Origin of the sequence: Shewanella sp. DC2-4, from assembly GCF_013248875.1 — a bacterium.
GTDB classification, from domain to species: domain Bacteria; phylum Pseudomonadota; class Gammaproteobacteria; order Enterobacterales; family Shewanellaceae; genus Shewanella; species Shewanella oncorhynchi.
In genome coordinates this window covers 444,776-466,018 of sequence record NZ_JABRVR010000002.1, presented here as the reverse complement: position 1 = coordinate 466,018, position 21,243 = coordinate 444,776, and the positions used below count along the sequence as shown (strand labels likewise).

General features: G+C 44.7%; 18 protein-coding genes and 1 pseudogene. 13 read left to right on the top strand and 6 right to left on the bottom strand.

From position 1 onward, the window contains the following. The first annotated feature begins 295 nt into the window (after window positions 1-295). Complete coding sequence (locus HQQ92_RS02705; RefSeq protein ID WP_173242900.1) at window positions 296-847, top strand: outer membrane beta-barrel protein; 552 nt, start codon at window positions 296-298, stop codon at window positions 845-847. A gap of 354 nt (window positions 848-1,201) precedes the next feature. Here HQQ92_RS02705 and prmC read toward each other — a convergent pair whose 3' ends face one another. Genes prmC through hemA form a run of 3 tightly spaced genes read right to left on the bottom strand, consistent with a single transcriptional unit; the run spans window position 1,202 to window position 4,409 of the window. Then, window positions 1,202-2,050 carry a peptide chain release factor N(5)-glutamine methyltransferase gene (gene prmC / locus HQQ92_RS02700; RefSeq protein WP_113939044.1) on the bottom strand — a complete coding sequence of 283 codons (849 nt, stop codon included), beginning with the start codon at window positions 2,048-2,050 and terminating at the stop codon, window positions 1,202-1,204. Window positions 2,051-2,052: 2 nt separating this feature from the next. Continuing rightward, on the bottom strand, window positions 2,053-3,144 hold the full coding sequence (prfA, locus tag HQQ92_RS02695) for a peptide chain release factor 1 (protein WP_113939045.1): 1,092 nt from the start codon (window positions 3,142-3,144) through the stop codon (window positions 2,053-2,055). Between the two features lie 14 nt (window positions 3,145-3,158). Continuing rightward, complete coding sequence (hemA, locus tag HQQ92_RS02690; protein ID WP_028761678.1) at window positions 3,159-4,409, bottom strand: glutamyl-tRNA reductase; 1,251 nt, start codon at window positions 4,407-4,409, stop codon at window positions 3,159-3,161. 253 nt (window positions 4,410-4,662) lie between these two features. Here hemA and lolB point away from each other — a divergent pair, with 253 nt between their 5' ends. The 3 genes from lolB (at window position 4,663) to HQQ92_RS02675 (ending at window position 7,223) form a co-directional block, all read left to right on the top strand. After that, window positions 4,663-5,307 carry a lipoprotein insertase outer membrane protein LolB gene (lolB, locus tag HQQ92_RS02685; RefSeq protein WP_173242897.1) on the top strand — a complete coding sequence of 215 codons (645 nt, stop codon included), beginning with the start codon at window positions 4,663-4,665 and terminating at the stop codon, window positions 5,305-5,307. A 1-nt stretch (window position 5,308) separates the two neighbouring features. Continuing rightward, window positions 5,309-6,163: a 4-(cytidine 5'-diphospho)-2-C-methyl-D-erythritol kinase gene (gene ispE / locus HQQ92_RS02680; RefSeq protein ID WP_173242894.1), complete on the top strand. Its 855-nt coding sequence runs from the start codon at window positions 5,309-5,311 to the stop codon at window positions 6,161-6,163. Window positions 6,164-6,275: 112 nt separating this feature from the next. Next, window positions 6,276-7,223 (top strand): ribose-phosphate pyrophosphokinase, encoded by a 948-nt coding sequence (locus HQQ92_RS02675; protein ID WP_006080255.1) that lies wholly within the window; start codon window positions 6,276-6,278, stop codon window positions 7,221-7,223. A 185-nt stretch (window positions 7,224-7,408) separates the two neighbouring features. Here HQQ92_RS02675 and HQQ92_RS02670 read toward each other — a convergent pair whose 3' ends face one another. Next, on the bottom strand, window positions 7,409-9,271 hold the full coding sequence (locus tag HQQ92_RS02670) for a methyl-accepting chemotaxis protein (RefSeq protein WP_105250151.1): 1,863 nt from the start codon (window positions 9,269-9,271) through the stop codon (window positions 7,409-7,411). A gap of 450 nt (window positions 9,272-9,721) precedes the next feature. Between HQQ92_RS02670 and HQQ92_RS02665 the strand changes: the two genes are divergently transcribed. From HQQ92_RS02665 to HQQ92_RS02655, 3 genes are read left to right on the top strand one after another with little or no spacing between them, the layout of a single operon-like run. Beyond that, window positions 9,722-10,255 carry an RNA polymerase sigma factor gene (locus HQQ92_RS02665; RefSeq protein ID WP_173242891.1) on the top strand — a complete coding sequence of 178 codons (534 nt, stop codon included), beginning with the start codon at window positions 9,722-9,724 and terminating at the stop codon, window positions 10,253-10,255. After that, the gene (locus tag HQQ92_RS02660) at window positions 10,255-10,839 is read left to right on the top strand and encodes an anti-sigma factor (RefSeq protein WP_173242888.1); all 585 of its coding nucleotides are present in this window, start codon (window positions 10,255-10,257) and stop codon (window positions 10,837-10,839) included. The genes HQQ92_RS02665 and HQQ92_RS02660 overlap by 1 nt, the downstream gene beginning before the upstream one ends. Next, a complete protein-coding gene (locus HQQ92_RS02655; RefSeq protein ID WP_105250154.1) occupies window positions 10,836-11,792 on the top strand; it encodes a DUF4097 family beta strand repeat-containing protein in 957 nt (318 codons plus the stop codon). Before HQQ92_RS02660 ends, HQQ92_RS02655 begins: the two co-directional genes overlap by 4 nt. Before the next feature lie 71 nt (window positions 11,793-11,863). Here HQQ92_RS02655 and rsuA read toward each other — a convergent pair whose 3' ends face one another. Next, complete coding sequence (rsuA, locus tag HQQ92_RS02650) at window positions 11,864-12,616, bottom strand: 16S rRNA pseudouridine(516) synthase RsuA (RefSeq protein WP_173248550.1); 753 nt, start codon at window positions 12,614-12,616, stop codon at window positions 11,864-11,866. Window positions 12,617-12,693: 77 nt separating this feature from the next. On the opposite strand from rsuA, the gene HQQ92_RS02645 reads away from it, so the two are divergent. The 5 genes and pseudogenes from HQQ92_RS02645 (at window position 12,694) to HQQ92_RS02625 (ending at window position 17,698) form a co-directional block, all read left to right on the top strand. Continuing rightward, window positions 12,694-13,248 carry a sugar O-acetyltransferase gene (locus HQQ92_RS02645; RefSeq protein ID WP_173242885.1) on the top strand — a complete coding sequence of 185 codons (555 nt, stop codon included), beginning with the start codon at window positions 12,694-12,696 and terminating at the stop codon, window positions 13,246-13,248. A gap of 261 nt (window positions 13,249-13,509) precedes the next feature. Further along, window positions 13,510-15,595, top strand: a pseudogene (locus HQQ92_RS02640) (M13 family metallopeptidase). A 205-nt stretch (window positions 15,596-15,800) separates the two neighbouring features. Further along, window positions 15,801-16,586 (top strand): RelA/SpoT domain-containing protein, encoded by a 786-nt coding sequence (locus HQQ92_RS02635; RefSeq protein WP_173242882.1) that lies wholly within the window; start codon window positions 15,801-15,803, stop codon window positions 16,584-16,586. 173 nt (window positions 16,587-16,759) lie between these two features. Continuing rightward, window positions 16,760-17,167, top strand: a complete 408-nt coding sequence (locus HQQ92_RS02630; protein ID WP_113939053.1) for an SMI1/KNR4 family protein — start codon at window positions 16,760-16,762, stop codon at window positions 17,165-17,167. 30 nt (window positions 17,168-17,197) lie between these two features. Further along, on the top strand, window positions 17,198-17,698 hold the full coding sequence (locus tag HQQ92_RS02625) for a DUF4447 family protein (RefSeq protein ID WP_173242879.1): 501 nt from the start codon (window positions 17,198-17,200) through the stop codon (window positions 17,696-17,698). A 127-nt stretch (window positions 17,699-17,825) separates the two neighbouring features. Here the strand turns inward: HQQ92_RS02625 and HQQ92_RS02620 are convergent, their stop codons facing one another. Further along, complete coding sequence (locus HQQ92_RS02620) at window positions 17,826-20,411, bottom strand: TonB-dependent receptor (protein ID WP_113939055.1); 2,586 nt, start codon at window positions 20,409-20,411, stop codon at window positions 17,826-17,828. Window positions 20,412-20,653: 242 nt separating this feature from the next. On the opposite strand from HQQ92_RS02620, the gene HQQ92_RS02615 reads away from it, so the two are divergent. Next, complete coding sequence (locus tag HQQ92_RS02615) at window positions 20,654-21,193, top strand: PH domain-containing protein (protein WP_113939056.1); 540 nt, start codon at window positions 20,654-20,656, stop codon at window positions 21,191-21,193. The last annotated feature ends 50 nt before the right edge of the window (window positions 21,194-21,243 follow it).

The window sequence follows — 21,243 nt, the reverse complement described above, 5'->3', positions numbered from 1 at the left end:
CGCACACTGTATACGAATACAACCAACACAAAAAATACTATAAAAATCTAATTTAGTTCATTCAGAAACAATGAGGATTTAACAATAATCACTGTTTACCAAGTAAAATACATAGCGAATTACTGAAGTCTAATAAGAAATAATAAATTATTACATTTGTTTCAATATAAACTTACAGACATCTGCCCACTTATCGGGAGACCATACGAAATAAATAAAAATCAAAACATTTACAATTAGCAACCAAATCTGTTACTTTTAGCGTTCATGGATTAATGTGATTACAGGAAGTACAATGAAACGCTTATTTATACTTTTAGCTTTACTCATTTCCACTACAGCATCTAGCGCAGACGAAACCCATGGTTTCTCTGCAGGCTTGGGTTTAGGCTCAACAGAAGACTATGGGGGGATTACCCATTATGACTTTGCCTATCGCTATCAATTCACCCCAGATTGGGGAGTAGAAGTAGGTTACACACCATTTCAAAGTGAGCCTTTTACCGCAGCAATACATGGTGTTTTTGACGATTACGTGTTGGAGAACTCTTATTCCTCTCGGCTTGCTGGCACATATACATACCAAATATCAGCAAGACATAATGCGATATTTAAGGCCGGATTATCTCAATCTAAAGCTAATTATCAATTGAATGACTACGGAAATAGTAGTGATGATGTTATAACTATAGAGGAGTATTCAGACGATGGATATGGCTTATATGCCGCATTAGGTTGGCGTTGTCGTTTTTATAATGGCTTCGAAATTATGACAACATTAGCCTACCAGGATTCTGGAGTATTTGAAATGACGAGCTTCACTGTAGGAATAGGCTACAGTTTCTAAAGCTATAAATTTAAAACCTTAATGCCAGTAAATACTGGCATTATGTTCCCAATAAAAATTTAATTTAGAATTCTAGAAAAAATCCATTTTTATCATAATTAATTACGTTATTTCTATTAACGCTATATAAAACTTATAGCAAATGCTGAAGAAAAATATCCCATTCCACAGCTGATTAAACTATATCTCCTAAGAATATTCATCTTATATTCACTGAAGACACTATTTTAAGAAAATACCCACACATAAAAAACGCCATTGCAGATTGGCAATAGCGTTATATTTGAGATGACAAGTTAATAAGTCTAAAGTCTCATCATTATTCTATGGGTCATCGAATTTATTTTTAGTAACTTATTCCGCCCATTTACCCATAGTGCATCTGTCATTACTGCCAAAGTCTCGCACTGTGGCGACATTCTCGTAGCCTAGTTCGATAAGCTTAGCCCTCAGTTTCACAGCCTGCTCAAAACCATGTTCGAGCAGGATATAACCGTTAGGCTTTAAGTAATCTCGAGCTGTGTTGGCAATATAATAAAGATCGGCAAAGCCTTCCTCGGCGGCGGTTAACGCGCTTTGGGGCTCGAAACGCACGTCACCTTGGTGCAAGTGTTCGTCAGCTTCATCAATATAGGGCGGATTTGAGACGATTAAATCAAAGTCCCGCGACTTTACGGCACTGAACCAGTCACTCTGGAGAATTTCGACCTGTGGCAGCTTTAAGTTCTCACGATTCGCGATAGCCAAAGCCACGGCATCATCGACTTTATCGACCGCGGTGATTTGCCATGACTCACGCTCAGACGCCAACGCCAGCGCAATTGCCCCAGTACCAGTGCCTAAATCGAGCACTTTGGCGTAGGTGGAAAGCGGCATGTTCAATGCAGTTTCAACCAAAATTTCCGTATCAGGACGCGGGATCAAAGTGGTGTCGTTGACGATAAAAGGCAACGACCAAAATTCGCGCTCACCGACAATATGTGCCACAGGTACGCCTTTTTGGCGTTTCTGTACCATTTGCTGGAAGCGTTTCCACTGCTCAACCGTCAAGGATTTTTCAGGCCAAGTGTATAAATAGCTGCGACTTTTATTGAGGCAATATAACAACAAAACCTCTGCATCCAGATGAGCGGATTCAGAGGTTGATGCTAACTGCACATAAGCCCATTGCAGGGCTTCGGCTATGCTAGATTGATCTGACAAAATTACCCCTGCTCGTCAGCCAGTGCGGCTAACTGATCGGCTTGATGCTCTTGCATCAGAGGCAATAAAATAGCATCGAGATCGCCTTCCATCACTTCGTTCAAGCGATATAAGGTCAAGTTGATGCGGTGTTCGCTCACGCGGCCTTGCGGGAAGTTGTAAGTACGCACACGTTCGGAGCGATCGCCACTGGCAACCAGACTACGACGGGTCGATTCTTCGGCGCTACGGCGTTTTTCGTCTTCAACAGCTTGAATACGTGCGGCCAGTACACTCATGGCTTGGGCACGGTTCTTATGCTGCGAACGTTGATCTTGGCATTCCACCACGATCCCAGTAGGAATATGGGTGATTCGAATAGCTGAGTCAGTTTTGTTAACGTGCTGACCACCCGCACCTGATGAACGATAAGTATCGACTTTCAGATCGGCTGGGTTGATTGAAATCGCTTCCGCTTCAGGCACTTCGTGAAGTACCACTACAGTAACCGCTGAAGTATGCACACGTCCTTGGGATTCGGTTTCTGGCACACGCTGTACACGGTGGCCGCCGGATTCAAACTTAAGTTTGCCGTATACGCCTTCACCGCTGACCTTCATGATCACTTCTTTAAAGCCACCATGTTCTCCTTCGTTGCAGCTCATGATTTCGATCTGCCAGCGATTCGCTTCAGCATAACGGCTGTACATGCGGAATAAGTCACCGGCAAAAATAGCCGCTTCATCGCCGCCTGCACCAGCGCGGATCTCAACGAAGGCGTTTTTATCGTCGTCAGGATCTTTTGGCAATAATAGAATTTGCAATTCGTCTTCGAGCTGCTCGAGTTTGGCCTTAGCGGCTTTCATCTCTTCCTGCGCCATTTCACGCATTTCAGCATCGTCTTCTTCCAGCATTTCTTTGGCAGAATCGAGATCGGCCTGCGCTTGCTGATAGGCTTTAAAGCCAGCAACAACGTCTTCTAACTGGGCATATTCTTTCGATAACGCACGAAACCTGTCTTGATCGGAAATGACGCTAGCATCACCCAGCAAAGCCATGACTTCTTCATTGCGCTCGAGCAAGCCTTCCAGCTTGCGGATAACGGATTCCTTCATTTAACTCGCTAACCTTAGTTTTTATCTAATCCAAGCGCTGATCTTAACTGACCGAGAGTATTCAAATCGCCCTGACGACTCGCTGCCGTGAGGGCCTGTGTCGGTGCGTGGATAAGTTTGTTGGTCAGGCGATTGGCTAGTTCAATCAATACCTGCTCAGTGTCTGAGCCCTGGGCTAATTTATTCAAGGCGCGTTCCACTAACTCATCTTTTACCGCCATGCTCTGGCTGCGATACTCGCGAATACTGTCGACCGACTCTAAAGAACGGATCCAATCCATAAATAGGAAAGATTGTTCTTCAGTAATTACTTCAGCTTGCTCGGCGGCTTCTTTTCGAGAAGCCATATTCTGTTCAATAATGCTATGCAGGTCGTCCACTGTATACAGAAACGCGTCATCCAAATCGGCGACTTCCGGCTCAATATCCCGGGGAACTGCTATATCAACCAATAACATAGGTTGATGGCGACGCTGCTTTAGCGCTTTTTCGACCATGCCTTTACCTAGGATAGGCAGAGGGCTGGCGGTAGAGGATATCACGATATCGGCTTTTGGGAGATAATCTGGTATCTGCGCCAGTGTAATTGCTGTTGCGCCAAACTCCTCGCACATGCCTTGGGCACGTTCTAACGTCCGATTTGCTACGACCATTGAAGCCACGCCGTTATCTTTAAGATGCTTCGCAACCAGTTCTATGGTTTCACCCGCACCAATTAACAGCACTTTAGTGGTCGATATCGATGAGAAAATATGTTTCGCCATGCTTACCGCGGCAAATGCCACAGAAACTGCGGCGGCGCCAATTTCAGTGTCAGTGCGGACTTTCTTAGCGACTGAAAAAGTATTCTGAAAGAGTCTATCTATGGTTAGCGCAACCGTACCAGCCTCTTTGGCCTTAACGAACGCTTGCTTTACTTGACCGAGAATCTGCGGCTCACCAAGGATCAAAGAATCGAGCCCAGAGGCTACGCGCATCAAATGCCTGACGGCATCTTGACCATGATAGTTATAGAGACAAGGTGCTACATCCTCATGATCTAGGCCGTGATACTCTTCAAGCCACGCAATAATGTCGGCCTCATCGCCGTTGTTGCAATACAACTCAGTGCGATTACAGGTCGAGACAATAACGGCTTCACCCGAGCGTGTACGACTGGCCAGACTCTTCATAGCGTCATGAATTTTGTCCGGAGAGAAGGCGACTTTCTCACGCAGGTCTACCGTGGCTGTTTTATGGTTAATACCGATTGCTACAAGGCTCATCTGACTCTTTCTAGATTCTTGGCGACTCTCTTAATAAGGGCATTCTACTGAATTGGCCCAACTAAAAACAGAATACGCTTAACAAAACCGAATAAAGGTCTAACTTCTTACCTAAATTTTCTATCAATAATAGGTAAGGCAAAATTTGTCCCAAGGGAGCAAATCTAAGTGACCGCCGATGGAAATTTTACGTTTGGCATTGGTATTCTTTCCAAGCCCTCGTATCATAAGGACTTTGGTATATCAGTCATAGATGAATAATTTGAAGCGCCTCACAAAAACCATTTTCTCTTGTTTTACCTTAAGCGCCCTACTCTTACTGGCGGGGTGTGAAACCTTGCCGCCGATGACTGACTTAAGCCCAATCACAGTCAATGATGCGCGCCAAGCCAAAGCTTGGGAATTACAGGGAAAACTAGCGATAAAAACTCCCGACGATAAACTCAGTGCCAATATCTACTGGCGCCACAGTGAAGATCGCGATGAACTCACACTCACGACTATGCTAGGTACAACTGTGTTGACGCTTAATTCAACCTCGAACTCTGCCCATTTACATATCGATGGCAAAGATTTTCGCGACGATAATGCCCAGCGTTTACTCGAGCGCGTCAGCGGTTGGTCCATCCCCTTGGCCGATTTACCTTTGTGGATCACTGGTCAAGTTGGCCTGAATGATCAAGTACTTGAAAGCGATAGCCAAGGCAAACCTAAACAGCTCACGAACACTCAAACCCCACCGCCTTGGCAGGTCACATTTTTAAGTTGGCAATCCCAGAGCGGCGCCAACGTGCCCCATCAATTAAAGCTTGAGCGTGGTGACTTACAACTCAAACTACAATTGAATCAATGGCAAGCCCTCGGCAAGCCTGCAATCATACTCGAAGAGAAACCTTAGCATGCCCGCAGCAATTTCACGCCATTGGCCAGCACCAGCCAAGCTTAACTTATTCTTACACGTGAATGGTCGCCGCGCAGATGGTTATCATGAACTGCAAACCTTGTTTCAGTTTATTGATTACTGTGACATGCTCGATTTTAAGGTCACTGAAACCGCAGAACTGATTTTGCACTCCAATATCTCTAATGTTGTCGCCGATAGCGATAACTTAATTCTGCGAGCCGCAAAATCATTACAACAAATCACAGGCTTTACTGGCGGCGCCGAAATCTGGTTGGATAAACGTCTACCCATGGGCGGAGGTTTAGGTGGCGGCTCGTCAGATGCTGCCACCACCTTAGTGGCACTGAACACGTTATGGAACACCCAATTATCGACCGAAGAACTGGCTAAAATCGGCCTTAAATTGGGTGCCGATATTCCTGTTTTTATTCATGGTTTCGCCGCTTTTGCCGAAGGTGTAGGTGAACGCTTGCAAGCGGTAAATCCGAGTGAGCCTTGGTACTTAATCATCGCACCCGATGCCCATGTTTCCACCGCTGAAGTATTCCAAGATCCACTTTTACCACGTGATACCCCGAAACTGGCCATAGATACCCTAATGAACCAACCTTGGGCAAATGATTGTCAAAAACTAGTCGTTTCTAAATACCCTCAAGTTGCCAAGGCATTAGGCTGGCTGCTAGAATATGCGCCGTCGAGAATGACAGGAACAGGCGCATGCGTGTTCGGGGAATTCACACAAAAGCAACAAGCTCTCGCAGCCTTGGCGAAATTACCGTCTGAAATGCAAGGATTTGTTGCACAAGGGATGAATCTTTCGCCGCTCATCACGCGACTCAGTCACCCTTAAACTACTTTCTTCTAGAGTAACCACTTAACGATAACGCCTCGGGTTCCTCCCGTCCCAACATCGTCGTTACTCTAGCCACTAAAATATAAAGCAAACGCCTGAGGTTCATACAGTGCCCGACATCAAGCTCTTTGCTGGGAACGCCACCCCCAGTCTCGCTAAAAAGATAGCCGATCGTCTATTTTGCAAACTCGGAGACGCAGTGGTTGGTCGTTTCAGCGATGGTGAAATCAGTGTCCAAATTAACGAAAATGTACGTGGAGCCGATGTGTTCATCATCCAATCCACTTGTGCGCCGACAAACGACAACCTGATGGAACTCATCGTGATGGTTGACGCGCTGCGCCGTGCATCTGCTGGCCGTATCACAGCTGTTATTCCTTACTTTGGTTATGCTCGTCAAGACCGTCGCGTTCGTAGCGCCCGTGTACCTATTACTGCAAAAGTGGTTGCCGATTTCCTGTCTAGCGTGGGTGTTGACCGCGTTCTGACCTGTGACCTGCACGCTGAGCAAATCCAAGGTTTCTTCGACGTTCCTGTTGATAACGTATTTGGTAGCCCAGTGCTGCTAGAAGATATGTTAGCGAAGAACTTAGATAATCCAGTCGTTGTTTCTCCAGACATCGGTGGTGTTGTTCGCGCTCGCGCAGTAGCAAAACTGTTGGATGATTCTGATTTAGCGATCATTGATAAACGTCGCCCACAAGCGAACGTTGCGCAAGTTATGCACATCATTGGTGATGTTCAAGGTCGTGACTGCATTATCGTTGACGATATGATCGACACAGGCGGCACTCTGTGTAAAGCGGCTGAAGCCTTAAAAGAACATGGTGCGAACCGCGTATTTGCTTACGCAACTCACCCAGTCTTCTCAGGCAAAGCGGCTGAAAATATCGCTAACTCAGTGATTGATGAAGTGATTGTGACTGACACTGTTCCTTTAAGCCCAGAAATGTTGAAAGTGGCTAAAGTGACTCAGTTAACTATGTCTGCGGTACTGGCTGAGGCAATTCGTCGCGTAAGCAACGAAGAGTCTATTTCTGCCATGTTCCGTCACTAATAGTTCTGTTACTGAACGTTCTGACTAATCTGAGTGGTTCCAATGCACAGCTTACTGTTTTAACGAATCACTAAGCTTGCAGAGCTAACCACTCAGACATAAAAACGCACTCCTCGGAGTGCGTTTTTGTTAGTGTATTTTTTAAGCCAGCTTCTGATCATCAGATGTAAACTGGCTTCTACACATTAGATTTTAAAATTACTCACCGCACGGAATAAGAACTCAGCCTGCGCCTTAAGCTCATCCGATGCGGACGCATTTGCATCTGCCGCATGGGATGACTCCTCAGCGATATCGCGGATCACCACCACGTTCTTGTTCACTTCAGCCGCCACCATACTTTGCTCTTCAATAGCCGCCGCAATTTGAGTGCTCATGTCCATAATATTACGCACGTCGTTATTGATAAGCTTCAATAAAGCGCCAGCACTTGCCGCTTGTTCAGCGCTTTCAACGCCTTGTTTTTGGCTAGATTCCATCAATTGCACAATCGATCGGGTACGCGTCTGCAGGGTTTGAATGATGTTAGCAATCTCTTGGGTTGACGATTGCGTCCGCATCGCTAAGTTACGCACTTCATCGGCAACCACAGCAAAACCACGGCCCTGCTCACCCGCACGCGCCGCTTCAATCGCGGCGTTCAAGGCTAAAAGGTTAGTCTGCTCAGCAATGCCGCGAATCACATCTAACACGCTACCGATAGTCTCGCTGTCACGTTCCAATTCATTAACGACCGCTGCTGAGCTATTCAGCTGCTCAGCAAGTGACTGGATTTTATGTATCGTTTGCTCAACCTCTAATTGACCACTTTGAGCATTATCGTGAGTCTGACCCGCTTTTGATGCAGCTAATTCGGTTGTTTTAGCGATTTCCTCAATCGTTGCGCCCATCTCAGTGATTGCTGTTGCGACCATGTCGGTCTCATTAAGTTGTTGGCCCACACCTTCGGAGGCAAGCATGGCATTTTCTGAAACACGTTTACAGGAAGTGTTAATCGTTGCGACCGACTCAATCACTTGCTCAATCAGCTGTTGGAAGCTACTCACCATGCTATTGAAATGCTGTGCAATTTCACCAAGTTCGTCTTGGGTGGAGGCATCGCACCTCAATGTCAGATCTTTACTCACTTCGATGCGAGAAATGATCTGCGTGATACGCTCAACAGGCGCGATAATACTGCGGATAATCAAGTAGGTAATGATTGATAGTAGTAACGCAATAAAGATAAACACAGTAATACCGACATTAACGCTACTACTCTCAGCATCATCAATAGCCTTAAGAGCTAAGTTTTTCAAGTCACTCGTACTGCTCTCAGTTTGCTGGTTTGCAGCTAAAACTCGCGCCATAGTACCGTCATTTTCGGTCAAACCAAGCTGCTGTTCTTTATTAATTAAGCTTTTGAAATCCTTTTGATATTGGGTAATAAGCTCTTCAATTTTTCGTTGAGTATCAATATCGATACTCGAGGCACGAAGCTTGTCATTAAACTTACCAATATTAGTATCGAAGGTTTCGACATAACTTAGCTCACGACGCAGCATAAAATCCTTTTCGTTACGCCTAAGTTGCAGCATTGCGGCTTCGAGTGCGGGCTGATCAAATTCCTTGAGTAGCGTTTCAACGTTATGCACCGCAGCTCGTAATGTACCGTACAAACCTGTTTTAGGTGTTAAGCCAATCTCTTGTTGTAGCTGCACCACTTCAGAAAAAGCGGCTTGATACTGATTTAAATTACGGTCAAAACTTTCAAGTGAGGCAGTCGACACCCCATATTCTTTAAAGACTTTCTCTAACTCAGGGACAATACTGTCGATTGCCATGTGGCTTTGCTTATGCAGCTCGACATATTTCAAATCCTTGCGAGCGAAAAAGTCCTTTTCATTTTTACGCAAAATTAAGACGTCGCGCTCTAAATCAAGCACACTTTGAGCCGCGTTAGAAAGTTCCGATTTCACCGAATTTGAATAGAGTTGTAATCCAAACATGGCAATTAGTGCCGAAATAGACACTGCAGCACTGAGTAACAACTTTGAGCGGATTAGCATAGAAAGTCCCCGAATATATAATCTATCTTAAAAAGATAGCTGGAAATTAAGCCTTTAACAGCGCAAACATAGCAATACATTAAAAGTTCACATCAAATACTTTGATAGCTTGTCGATTTAAGCTCCCATACTGTGAGTACCGCATTATTTTTAACTTATTTTTAGCTTGGTGCTTCAGGGTGATACCCTACCGTTACTACAAAGTATTTCGTTTTAATTACGTTAAATATACCGTCTCAAAGCAGATGTAAGCGTCATAATATCAATTGATATAAAATGAATTACTTCATTAGCTTAGCAGTACTTTTTCGGGCGAATTCTACTACAAATTACAAAAATGTTACGCTGGATAATTGATCTAAATAAAATATATTTTTTAAGGTTCCAAACCTTTTGTAGCGCCCACTGCGTCAAAACTACAACACTCAATCATTATGGCAGGAAATTACAGTGACAGCAGGGATCCTCCCACTCAATGGCTCAATGTCTGACTTTGAACTGGTCACCTTAGCGAGCCAAGGAGACAGAACTGCCTTCAAGTTGCTGTATCAAAGCCATTACAAACGTATTTACGCCCTATCACTGCGCCTTTGCGGCCATAGCGCTATGGCTGAAGAAATTACCCAAGAGTGTTTTATTTTAGTGTGGCAGAAGTTGCCACAATTTCGAGGTGAGAGTCAGTTTTCCACTTGGTTACACAGTATTTGTGTCAATCAGGCATTGAGCAGCATTCGTAAACAAAAGTCCTTTTGGTCACGATTTATTCCGCTGGAACAAGAAACTGAACCCTTAAGCTCTGATAGCAGCTATAGCGGATTAGATAAGTTAATTTTCAAACTGCCAGAACGCGCTCGCATGGTTTTCGTACTCTGTGCAATCGAAGGTTATCAACATGATGAAATCGCTGACTTACTCGGCATTGCCGTCGGTACCAGCAAGACCCAATACCATAGAGCTAAGCAACTACTACAGGAGATGCTGTAATGACGTTAACGCCGCTTTCCCGTGAACAACAGCTTGAGCAATTGATCAATAGCGCGCCCAAAGAGATGTCGCCTACACATGATCTGTGGCAAGGCATTGAAAAACGCATGGATAAAACGCTGATACCCCAAACGTACAAATCCCAGAAGAGTCACGCTTGGGCGATAGCGGCTTCGTTTATTATTCTAGCGGCATTGGGATATACCCAATTGCCCTATTTCAACTCATTCGTAATGCAGCAGACAGAGCTTGCCCAGAACCAAGCTATGCCAGAGCAACCAGGGGATGCGGCCTTACATTTATTACTCACCCAAATTGCAACATCACACCAAGCGCAAGTGGACAACCTAGAACAGGCGCCAAATGCGCTAATGTGGCAAACGAGCAGCTTCAGCGCACCCGTTGAGCAAGGTTTAACTGAGCTAAGGCTCGCGGCAACACAGATTTACCAAGCTTTACAAGCAAATCCAACCGATAAACAACTTTGGCAACTCTGGCTTTGGGTGCAGCAGCGTGAGCTCGACCTATTACAACAGGGCCAAAAATTACCCATTAGAAACTCGACACAAGGAAACACCCTATGAGTAACCGCAATCTCACTAAAGCTAGCCTATTGGTTTCGACACTCTGTTTAGGCTTAATGGGCAATGTGTTAGCAGCACAAAGCGTTGATAAACAGTTAAGTGTCAGCAGCGACACTCAACTGCAGATCAAAGTCCAACGCGGTGATGTGACCATTCAAACATGGGATAAGAGCGAAGTGAGTGTCACTGGCACATTAGATGAATTGAGCGAAGGCTTTGTGTTTGAGCAACAGGGAAATAGTCTCAATATCGAAGACAAGATGCCTCGCCACTATAATGGCAATAATGACAAAGGATCACAGCTCACCATTAAAGTCCCAAAAACAGTTAAACTCAGTGCAGATACCATATCTGCCAATCTGCAAGTTGCCGAAACTCAAGGTGAACTGGATTTGAATACGGTAAGCGGCAATATCAACGCCAACAACTTAAGTGGTAAACCTGAGTTACATACAGTCTCTGGTGATATCACGACCAAAGCACTTGATGGAAAAATCAAATTAGAAACCGTATCCGGCACGATTCAGGACACTGACAGTAAAGGAGAAATGAATTATCGCCTCGTTAGCGGTGACTTAAAAAGCCACACTCAAGCAGAAAAAGTCACGATTGAACAAGTCTCAGGTGAAGTGAATGCTAACTTTAGTGTCACCAAGGAAATCGAGCTCAGAACCGTCAGCGGAGATTCACAAGTGTCACTCGCTAAAAACTTCAACAAAGCGAATTTAGAAAGTGTGAGTGGCGATATTACCGTGATCTTTAATGATGTTCCCGATGCAAGCTTCAACTTAAATGGTGGTCCTGGTGGAAAAATCAACAACGGTTTAACCCAAGATGTACCGCAAAAACAAAAATATGTACCAAGCACAGAGTTATCATTCCAAACAGGCTCTGGTGCAGCCAACGTGAAGATGAATACCATCAGCGGTCATCTGATTTTAAAGAAACAGTAATAAAAGCTATTTAGCACAAATAAAAATGCCGCCAAAGTAAAACTCGGGCGGCATTTTTTATATCAAACTCATCAGACTGAAGCTATCTCTTCAGCCGTCAAATATCGCCATTCACCCAGTGCTAAGGTGGGGTCTAATTCAATTTGCCCTACACTTTCACGATGCAACCCTTGCACATGATTGCCCACAGCGGCAAACATACGCTTCACTTGATGATACTTACCTTCGGTGATGGTTAATCGCACTAATTGTGGATCAATAATCTCCAGTAACGCTGGCTTAGTTAGACCATCTTCACCGCGCAATTCAACGCCAGCGGCAAATACCGCAATCAAACTAGCATCCACAGGCTCAGCGAGTTGCACTAAATAGCGTTTGCCACATTCTTTCTTCGGTGAGGTGATCTTATGCGACCATTGACCATCACTGGTAATCAACACTAGCCCTGTAGTATCGGCATCTAAACGACCAGCAATGTGCAGAGTTTCTGGCTTAGGTACATCCACTAAGCTCAATACCGAAGGGTAGGTTTCATCTATCGTCGAGCAAATAGTGTCTACCGGTTTGTTAAGCATTAAATAACGCTCGCCCACTAAGACAATCGGCTCGCCTTCAAGGCAAACACACATACCTTCAGTCACTTTAAAACCCGAGTCTTTAACGACTAAGCCATCACAAGTAATATCACCGCGATGCAGGGCTTTTTTCGCTAATGAGCGAGTCAATGAGGTACTCTCACAGATAAATTTGTCTAAACGCACGTTAATACTCAACTTCAATAAAGAAAACTGCCGTATTATGAAGCCGACCCGTTCAAAGGGCAAAGAATTGCTGCTCAACACGAGCTGTGTTTCTATTTAGCCCTTACGCATTGACAGTAATCACCATAGGGAAAGATGCTATGACTGAATTCCAAAAGATGATCACAGGCCAAGAATATGATTGTCTTGACAGCGAACTCTTAAGTTTAAGAGCACAACAGCAGCGACTGAATCGACAATTAAATCAAACGATTGCTCAAAATAGCACTGAGTACGCCCAACTCTGCCAACAACTTATACCCCTTAAATCGCCAGTCGCAACTATCTCCACGCCGATTTTTATCAGTTATGGCATTAATCTTACTCTTGCTGACAGAGTGTTCATCAATGTCAATGTCACCTTGCAGGATAATGCCCCCATTTTTATTGATGAACAGACTATGATTGGCCCCAATGTACAGTTCTATACCTCAAGTCACCCACTTGATGCCGAGCTACGTTGCTCAGGTTTGGAAACCGCTAAAGCGATTCACATCGGTAAACGGGTATGGATTGGCGGCGGCGCAATCATAATGCCAGGAATCAATATTGGTGATGATGCCGTCATCGGTGCTGGCGCCGTAGTAACTAAAAATGTCGCAGCCAAAACAGTGGTTGCAGGTAACCCTGCAAAACTAATTAGGCAACTGAATTAACCCTATTTTAAAATGAGAAAGCGAAGTGCTCGCTTACCTGAAAAGGCCTGCATACGGTAACTTTGCAGCTACTGACTTAAATATGCTCACTGGTAACCTTTAGTTACATATCACTCAAGATAAATCCACGATAAACACTGTAATGACCTTGTTTCGATTCCTAGTAAGGCATTAACATAGTTCATTGCGCCTGAAGCAATCCCATTTTGCCAAAATAACAGCCCCAATAATGGGCACAATAATAAACTCGAAGGAAACAACATGAGAAAAGTACTCATTGGGGGACTGTGTGCCTCACTTATCGCAGGCCTGACTGCCTGTAATGACAAAGCTGCCGAAGTTAAAGCACCTGAAACTGCTAAAACAGCCACCGCAGCGGCAGTGACTCAAGCACTAGGTTCTGGAATTGAATTTGCTAATTTTGATAAAGCGATTCGTCCACAAGACGATTTCTATAAATACGTTAACGGCACTTGGCTAAAAAACACTGAGATCCCATCCGATCGCACTAGCATTGGCGCTTTCTACGATTTACGTGAAAAATCACGTGACGACGTAAAAGCCATTATCGAAGAAGTGGCTGCAACGCCCAATCTCGCCGCTGGTACAGACGAGCAAAAAGTGGCCGATTTATATCGTTCATTTATGGATACAGAGACACTCAATAAGCTGGGAGTCACACCAATCCAAGGCGAATTTGATGCTATTAATGCCTTAAAAGATAAGAATGAATTAGTGAAGTACTTCGCCCACTGCCAAATCGCTGGCGCGGGTACCCCAATAGCATTTTATATCGATATCGATGCGAAAAACTCTAGCCGTTACGCAACGCATCTCTATCAATATGGCCTAAGCCTGCCAGAGAAAGACTACTACTTTAACGAATCAGAACGCTTCGTTAATATCCGTAAGGCATATGTCGCCCATATCGAAAAAATGTTTACCCTTGCGGGTCTTGCTAACCCTAAAGCCAGTGCTGAAGCTATTTTAGCCTTAGAAACGGCCATTGCTGCCAAGCACTGGGATGTGGTTGAAAACCGCGACAGCACTAAGACCTACAATCTATATCAAGTCAAAGATCTGCCAACACTGGCACCGGATATCGATTGGGCAGGCTACTTAGCCGCTCTTGGCGCTGACAAGCAAACCGATATCATAGTTAACCAACCTAGCTATATCCAAGGATTAAACGAAGTTTTAAAAACGACTGAGTTAGCCACTTGGAAAACCTATATGCAATGGCAAGTGCTGACGCACGCGGCGAGCAATCTAAGTGAAGCGTTAGACAATGAAAACTTCGCTTTCTTCTCTAAAACCTTAAATGGTCAAGAAGAACAAGAACCTCGTTGGAAGCGTGGCGTTGCAGCCGTCAATGGCGTTCTTGGTGAAGTTGTGGGTAAAGTGTATGTCAAACGTCACTTCACTCCAGAAGCCAAAGACCGTATGCAAGCACTGGTTGAAAACCTGCGTGGTGCTTACGGCGACAGCATCAAAGAATTAACTTGGATGAGCGACAGCACTAAAGTGGCTGCGGCGGATAAATTAGCAAAATTCAACCCGAAAATCGGTTACCCGAACAAATGGGAAGATTACAGTAAGCTGACCATCAAGGCAGAACGACTTAGTCGGTAACGCTATGCGTGCCAGCGAAGTTGAACATGCTAAATCACTAGCCAAACTGGGCGCGCCAATCGATAAAGACGAATGGCACATGACGCCACAAACGGTTAACGCTTACTACAACCCAACCATGAATGAAATCGTGTTCCCTGCTGCCATTCTGCAACCACCCTTCTTCAATTTGGCGGCTGACGATGCAGTCAACTACGGTGGTATTGGTGCGGTGATCGGCCATGAAATGGGCCACGGTTTTGACGACCAAGGCGCTAAATTCGATGGCGAAGGCAACATGCGTGATTGGTGGACAGAGCAAGACTTGAAAGAGTTCTCTGCTCGCGGCAAAGCGCTAATCGCACAGTACGATGGTTACGCAGTGTTTGATGATCTGCATGTCAACGGCAGCTTAACCTTAGGCGAGAACATTGGTGACTTGTCAGGTGTGACTATCGCTTATCGTGCTTATAAGAAATCGCTTAACGGTAAAGATGCACCCGTTATCGATGGCTTAACGGGCGATCAACGTTTCTTCATAGGCTTCACGCAAATTTGGCGCGCAAAAGCTAAAGAAGAAGCCATGCGTAACCGCGTAGCGACCGATCCACACTCACCTGCGGAATTCCGCGCTCTGGGTGCCCTATCTAACATGCCTGAGTTCTACACTACATATGATGTAAAACCTGGCGATGCCATGTATATCGCACCAGAGAAACGCGTAAAAATTTGGTAAGCCAAATTTAAATCACTGTTCAGCGGCATAAGCTGGCCAACAATGGCGCTCACTGTTAAAGGTGGCGCCATTTTTATTTCCTTAAACCACTGAGCCCCATGCGCAAGATGAACAAGTCTTCATGGTTGGTTCAGCTTTAATTAAGCAATAGAAGCCTATGGTGGGTGCGTGACCTGAATAACTCACCCATAAGGAAGTAGGCCGCATGACTAAGTTATTTCGTACTTTTTTTATTTTTCTACTCTTATTATCGAGCCGCGCTGGTGTAACAAATCCTCTCGACATCAGTGACAGTAAAGCAGAACGTGGTAATTACAGTGCAAGACAGGCATCAAGCCATGACCTACATGGTCTATATGCACTCAGCAGTCAGACCTTCGATGCGCCTCATCAACCCTCGAATGACTTATCCGTGCTCCATCACCAAGCCTATGATGCACAAGCTGAACTCGCCCAATTACTCACCAATATTGCCCATTATTCACAGGCACAAGTGATTGTTCCGCCAGTAAAGAGTTACCAAAGAGCTGCCGATAAAGTGGCGACAAAATTTAACGGTGATGCCAGCCAAATTACCGACCTTGCAAGGGCAAGTATTGTGACCGACAGCATTCAAGATCTGATGCATGCCTACCAAACTTTGAATGAGCACACCCAAGTTGTGAAACAAAAAAACCGCTTTGCTGAACCTAAAGCCTCTGGCTATCGCGATCTCAATCTACTGGTACGCTTACCCCAATCAGGCATGATTGCTGAAGTGCAGTTACACCTACAGGATATCGCTGATATCAAAAATGGTCCTGAACACAAGGTATATGAAAAAGTACAAAGGATTGAGGCCAATGCTCGTAAACAACAACGTTCACTAAGTGAGTTTGAACTCGCGCAGATTGCCCAATTACGTCAAGAATCACATAAGTTGTACCACAAGGCATGGCTTAACTATAAACGGGTTGATGAAGCCAGTTTATTAAGAGCCTCGGTCGCTTAACTAAAAAGCTTCCACTCTTGCGCTGGTTATCTGTAAAGGTGCCAGCGCCTTTTTTTATATTTTACAGTGCCTGAAAAAACATATTAAAAATAAGCTGAAAAATGCACTCTCTCGCATCGAACGTCTTTTTAAGTATATAATCCCGCGCCATAGCCCTATCAGCAGGAAATGCCATGCACGACATTATTGAGCAACTCCAAGAACGCAGCGAAACTGTTCCTGTACCACTCGAATTACCCACATTTGAGCAGCTCGTCGAAGTCGAAGAGCAAATCCTGATTTCATTGCCAAGGGAGCTAAAAGAATACCTGTTGTATGCCAGTGATGTGATTTACGGCACGATAGAGCCAGTAACAGCATCGGATCCCTACTCGCACACCTACCTGCCCGAAGTGACTTGCTATGCGTGGTCCATCGGTATGCCAAGGGACATGATTGCCATATGTCAGCAAGGTGATGCTTTTTACTGTATCGACCAAGATGGTCAAGTACATTTCTGGAAAAACGGCGACTTTACCGATATCTATTGGGAGTCGTTTTGGGAATGGGTTGAAGAAATCTGGTTAAAGATCAAATACTAATTTTACTTTTATTGCATTGAGAACACGATTATGTCTAAGAACATTGGCTTGAATGCCATCGAAATGAGCTACTTACGCCAGTCACTCAGCTTAAGCACGGCTCAAGTTGGTGCTCTGACTAACCATAGCGAAGCCGATGTACTCGCCTGGGAAAGCGGTGAACAACTGGCACCTGAGCTGGCACAAAAGAAACTGCTTGATATTGATGACATCATTGAGATGCAAGTGCTCAACACCTGCGATGGTATCGAAGAACTATTTAAGAAAGAACCTAAGCGTCACTTAGCCTTCGTGGTCTACCCCACTCAAGCGGTTTACACACAATACAACCCCGAATTCTTAAGTTCACTGCCTTTTACTGAGCTGTACAACACGGCCGCTTGGCGCATCAAGAAAGAGTGCAAACTGGTCCTAGAAGTCGACGTCAGCCTAGTGGCCCTCGACGTGGAGGCCTACAAAGCCTTCCGTGAACCGACCAAAATGAGTGAAAGCCGCGAAAGTCGCGCAAAGTGGGCAGCGACGCAGTTATAAACTCAACCGTCACAAGTTTAACCCTATAAAAATAAAGGCCAATATCATTATTGGCCTTTTTTATTAGAGATCACACCACCCATCATAAATGACGCACCATTCCGAATGAAATGACGCTAAGCGGTAGTTAGAAGTTCATCGTGAATTTAGTGTAAATGTAGCGGCCCATAGGATTATGTACTGAAATAACATAGCCGTAGAGATCCGTATCCCCGTCACCGATAGCAAATGGTGGCTCTTCATCAAATACGTTGTTCACGCCTAGTGTCAGCTTGAACATTTCATTGAAGCGATAAGTACCAGACATGTCGACCAATAATTGAGAGTCGATCATACGAGACTTATTACTTTCAAAATCAAGTACACCATCGAAATTGATATCTGGGGTATCTTCAAATTCACCGATGTAACTCAAATTAATATTGGCGGCAAAATTATCCATAGTCCAGTTAGTGGTGAGTAACCAGCGATGTTGAGGGAACTTATACTCACCCGTGTAATCCAGACCATCTTTCTCAAAATTATGTAAGTAGCTGTACTCTAAGCCAAACTTCAAATCCCCATAGCTATCTAGCTCAAAACCATAATGACTAGAGACATCCATCCCTTGTACATCTTGAGAGCTTAAGTTGATAAAGCTTGAATGGATAATACTGATCGGACCTAAAGTTTGACCTAGCTGTGGCGCTAAGCGCTCGCACACTGTGCTATTTTGATCGTTACAATTTGCAGTATAGATATCGCCTAATGGCTGTTTATCAATTTTGTTGTCTTGCGTGATGCTAAAGATATCAAAACCCACATCAAACGTCTGACTCGGCGCCCAGATCATACCGACGTTCCAAGTTTCGGATTCTTCAGCATCCAGCTCAGAGTTACCTTCAAATTCAGTGTTGTAATCTAAGGCTTCACAATCAACATTATCGGCAGCGCAACGGTAAGTATCGACAAAGAAACTACTTTCGCGAGATGGACCAAGACCTATCTGCGCTAACGAGGGTGCACGGAAGCCCGTAGACCAAGACGCGCGCGCCGTTAGCTCGTCAGTCACTCCCCATTGAAAGGCGACTTTAGGGTTAGTCGTTGAACCAAAATCGCTGTAATGATCATATCGACCAGCGAGTTGCAACTCGAAGTTATCCGTGACTGGAATAGATAATTCCATATAAGCGGCATATTGCTCACGGGATGCCGCCGCAGAGACAGCTTCAGTACCAAAAATCAATCCACGTTGGAATTGCTCATCGGGCACATCACTGACATCTTCTTCGCGATATTCAGCTCCCGCCGCCATCATGATGTCGCGACCAGCCAAGGTAAATGCTTGACCAGATATGTTAGCCGCATAAGATGTCATGTTTGACAAACCTTGGCGTACTAAACTGGTGGTAATAGCGTCAATGACCTCTTGTGAGTTCATCGTGCCGCCGAAAGGATTGTAACGACCCGCATCAATTTCACGTTGCAAATAATCTGTTCTTACCCAGCCTTGGCTGCGATCACCCGTTTGAGTCGACTCACTGCGACCTTTTTGAACAGAAGCTTCCCAATCCCACTCTTTTACTACACCGCGTAAACCAGCAACTAAACGTAAACTATCGGATTCAATATCCCAACGTCGCGCCCCCGCATCAACCGTACGGAAGCGACCAATTTCAATATCTTTCCCCCAAGGATTATTCGGGTGAGATCCAGGTACAGTTAAACCAGCATCCTCGTCAAGTGGTGTCGGTGCTCCACCTGCGATTGAGGTATTGTGCTGCGCCGCTAACTCTAAAAATGCTGTTAAATCATCATTAAAATGATAGTCAAATTGGCCAATAGCCCCTACGCGCTCCGCAGCCGGCGCAACAAAATTGTATGAGCCGTACTCAAATAAACAACTTCCACTCGCGGTTGCACTATCAGCAGGACAAGCAGGATCGATAGTTTTAACACCATCAACATAGAAATACCCAGGAAAACCACGGGAAGAACGAAAATCTTCACCACCATAAGGTGATTGATTTGAAACACCAAAACGTCCTAAATCAGTCGCAGCTAAAGTATCATTTTTGAAATAGTCGAGGATAACGGAAGCACTGCCCTTATCGGACTTCATCCCCCACACCATATTCGCTGTCGTTTCATCGTAGCCAGTGCCTGAAGCATCACCGTAGCCAAGATTGACCTCAATGCCTTCAATATCTTTTTTCAGAACAATGTTAACCACACCCGCGATCGCATCAGAACCATAAATAGCCGATGCACCGTCCTTCAGTATGTCGATACGTTCAATAGCTGATACCGGAATATTATTGATATCAACAAAGGAATTAGTGATACCTTCGGCAAAAGCACTCGCCGCAACACGACGACCGTTAATTAACACTAAGGTCGCGTCTGGGCCTAAACCACGTAGACTGATAGATGCGCCGCCGTTGGCGGTTGAATCTTGGCTGTTTCCTCGGGTAGAAAACGCGCCAGCACCATTGGCAGGCATGCGTTCAAGTAATTGCTGCAGGTTATCAAATCCCATATTGGCAATATCGTCTTTACTGATCGATTGAATAGGGGAAGGGCCTTCAATATCGGTACGTTTAATACGGGAACCCGTTACTTCAATACGTTCAACTTTTTCTGCACCTTTATCGGCAGCATGGGCCACTGTTGGCGCATATGCCATAGCAATTGCGATTGCACAAGCACTGGGTAGAATCTGAGGTCTGTTCATACATTTCCCTTGTTTTATTTATCTCATTAAAATTATTTTAACAATAAGAAAACCCTAAATTAACAATACACAAGGTAATGAGTTACAAACCAAAGTCAATGGCAGAGAAATAAAAGTTAAGCTTTTGTTACATTTGAGGCAGTGTATTTTCCTCATACGAGAATCAAAGAAGGTCTAAGCACTAAAAATTCAACCTACAAGACAAGTCGCAGTATTTGAATATCAGAATTAAAGGAAGAAATATGGAAGACAAGATTATTTATCAAGCAGAGTTTGAAACCCATTTAGGTTGGTATTGGTTGCTTTCAGGGGCCGCCTATTTCAGCCTAAGCATAATAGGTATTCCCTTGTTATTACTTTGGTTTCCAATAGGGCTGTGGGGGACTCGCCGCTATATTAACAACATGAGTGCCGAGCTCACCAGCAATAAACTTATTGTCAGGAGGGGCATATTAACTCGTACTGAAAACACTGTGCCTTTGGACAAAATTACCGATATGGCATTGATCCAAGGCCCAATTATGCGCCTATTTGGTCTGCATAAACTCACGGTAGAAACCGCAGGGCAATCGGGCGCAGGCGCATTGATAAGCTTAGTCGGCATAGTCGATGCGCCTCGATTTAGAGCCCGCGTATTAGAACAAAAAGAACGGCTTACCCAGCCCTTGCACCCAATAAGCCCATCGGCACAGCCAGATAATACGCTGTTACAAATCGTAGTCGAAATGGCTGCAAGCTTAAAACGCATTGAAACTTTACTCAGTCAAAAATTAAACAGATAAATTGAATAAAACGACTTTTAGTTCAATCACTTTACCTTTAATGTTGAGCC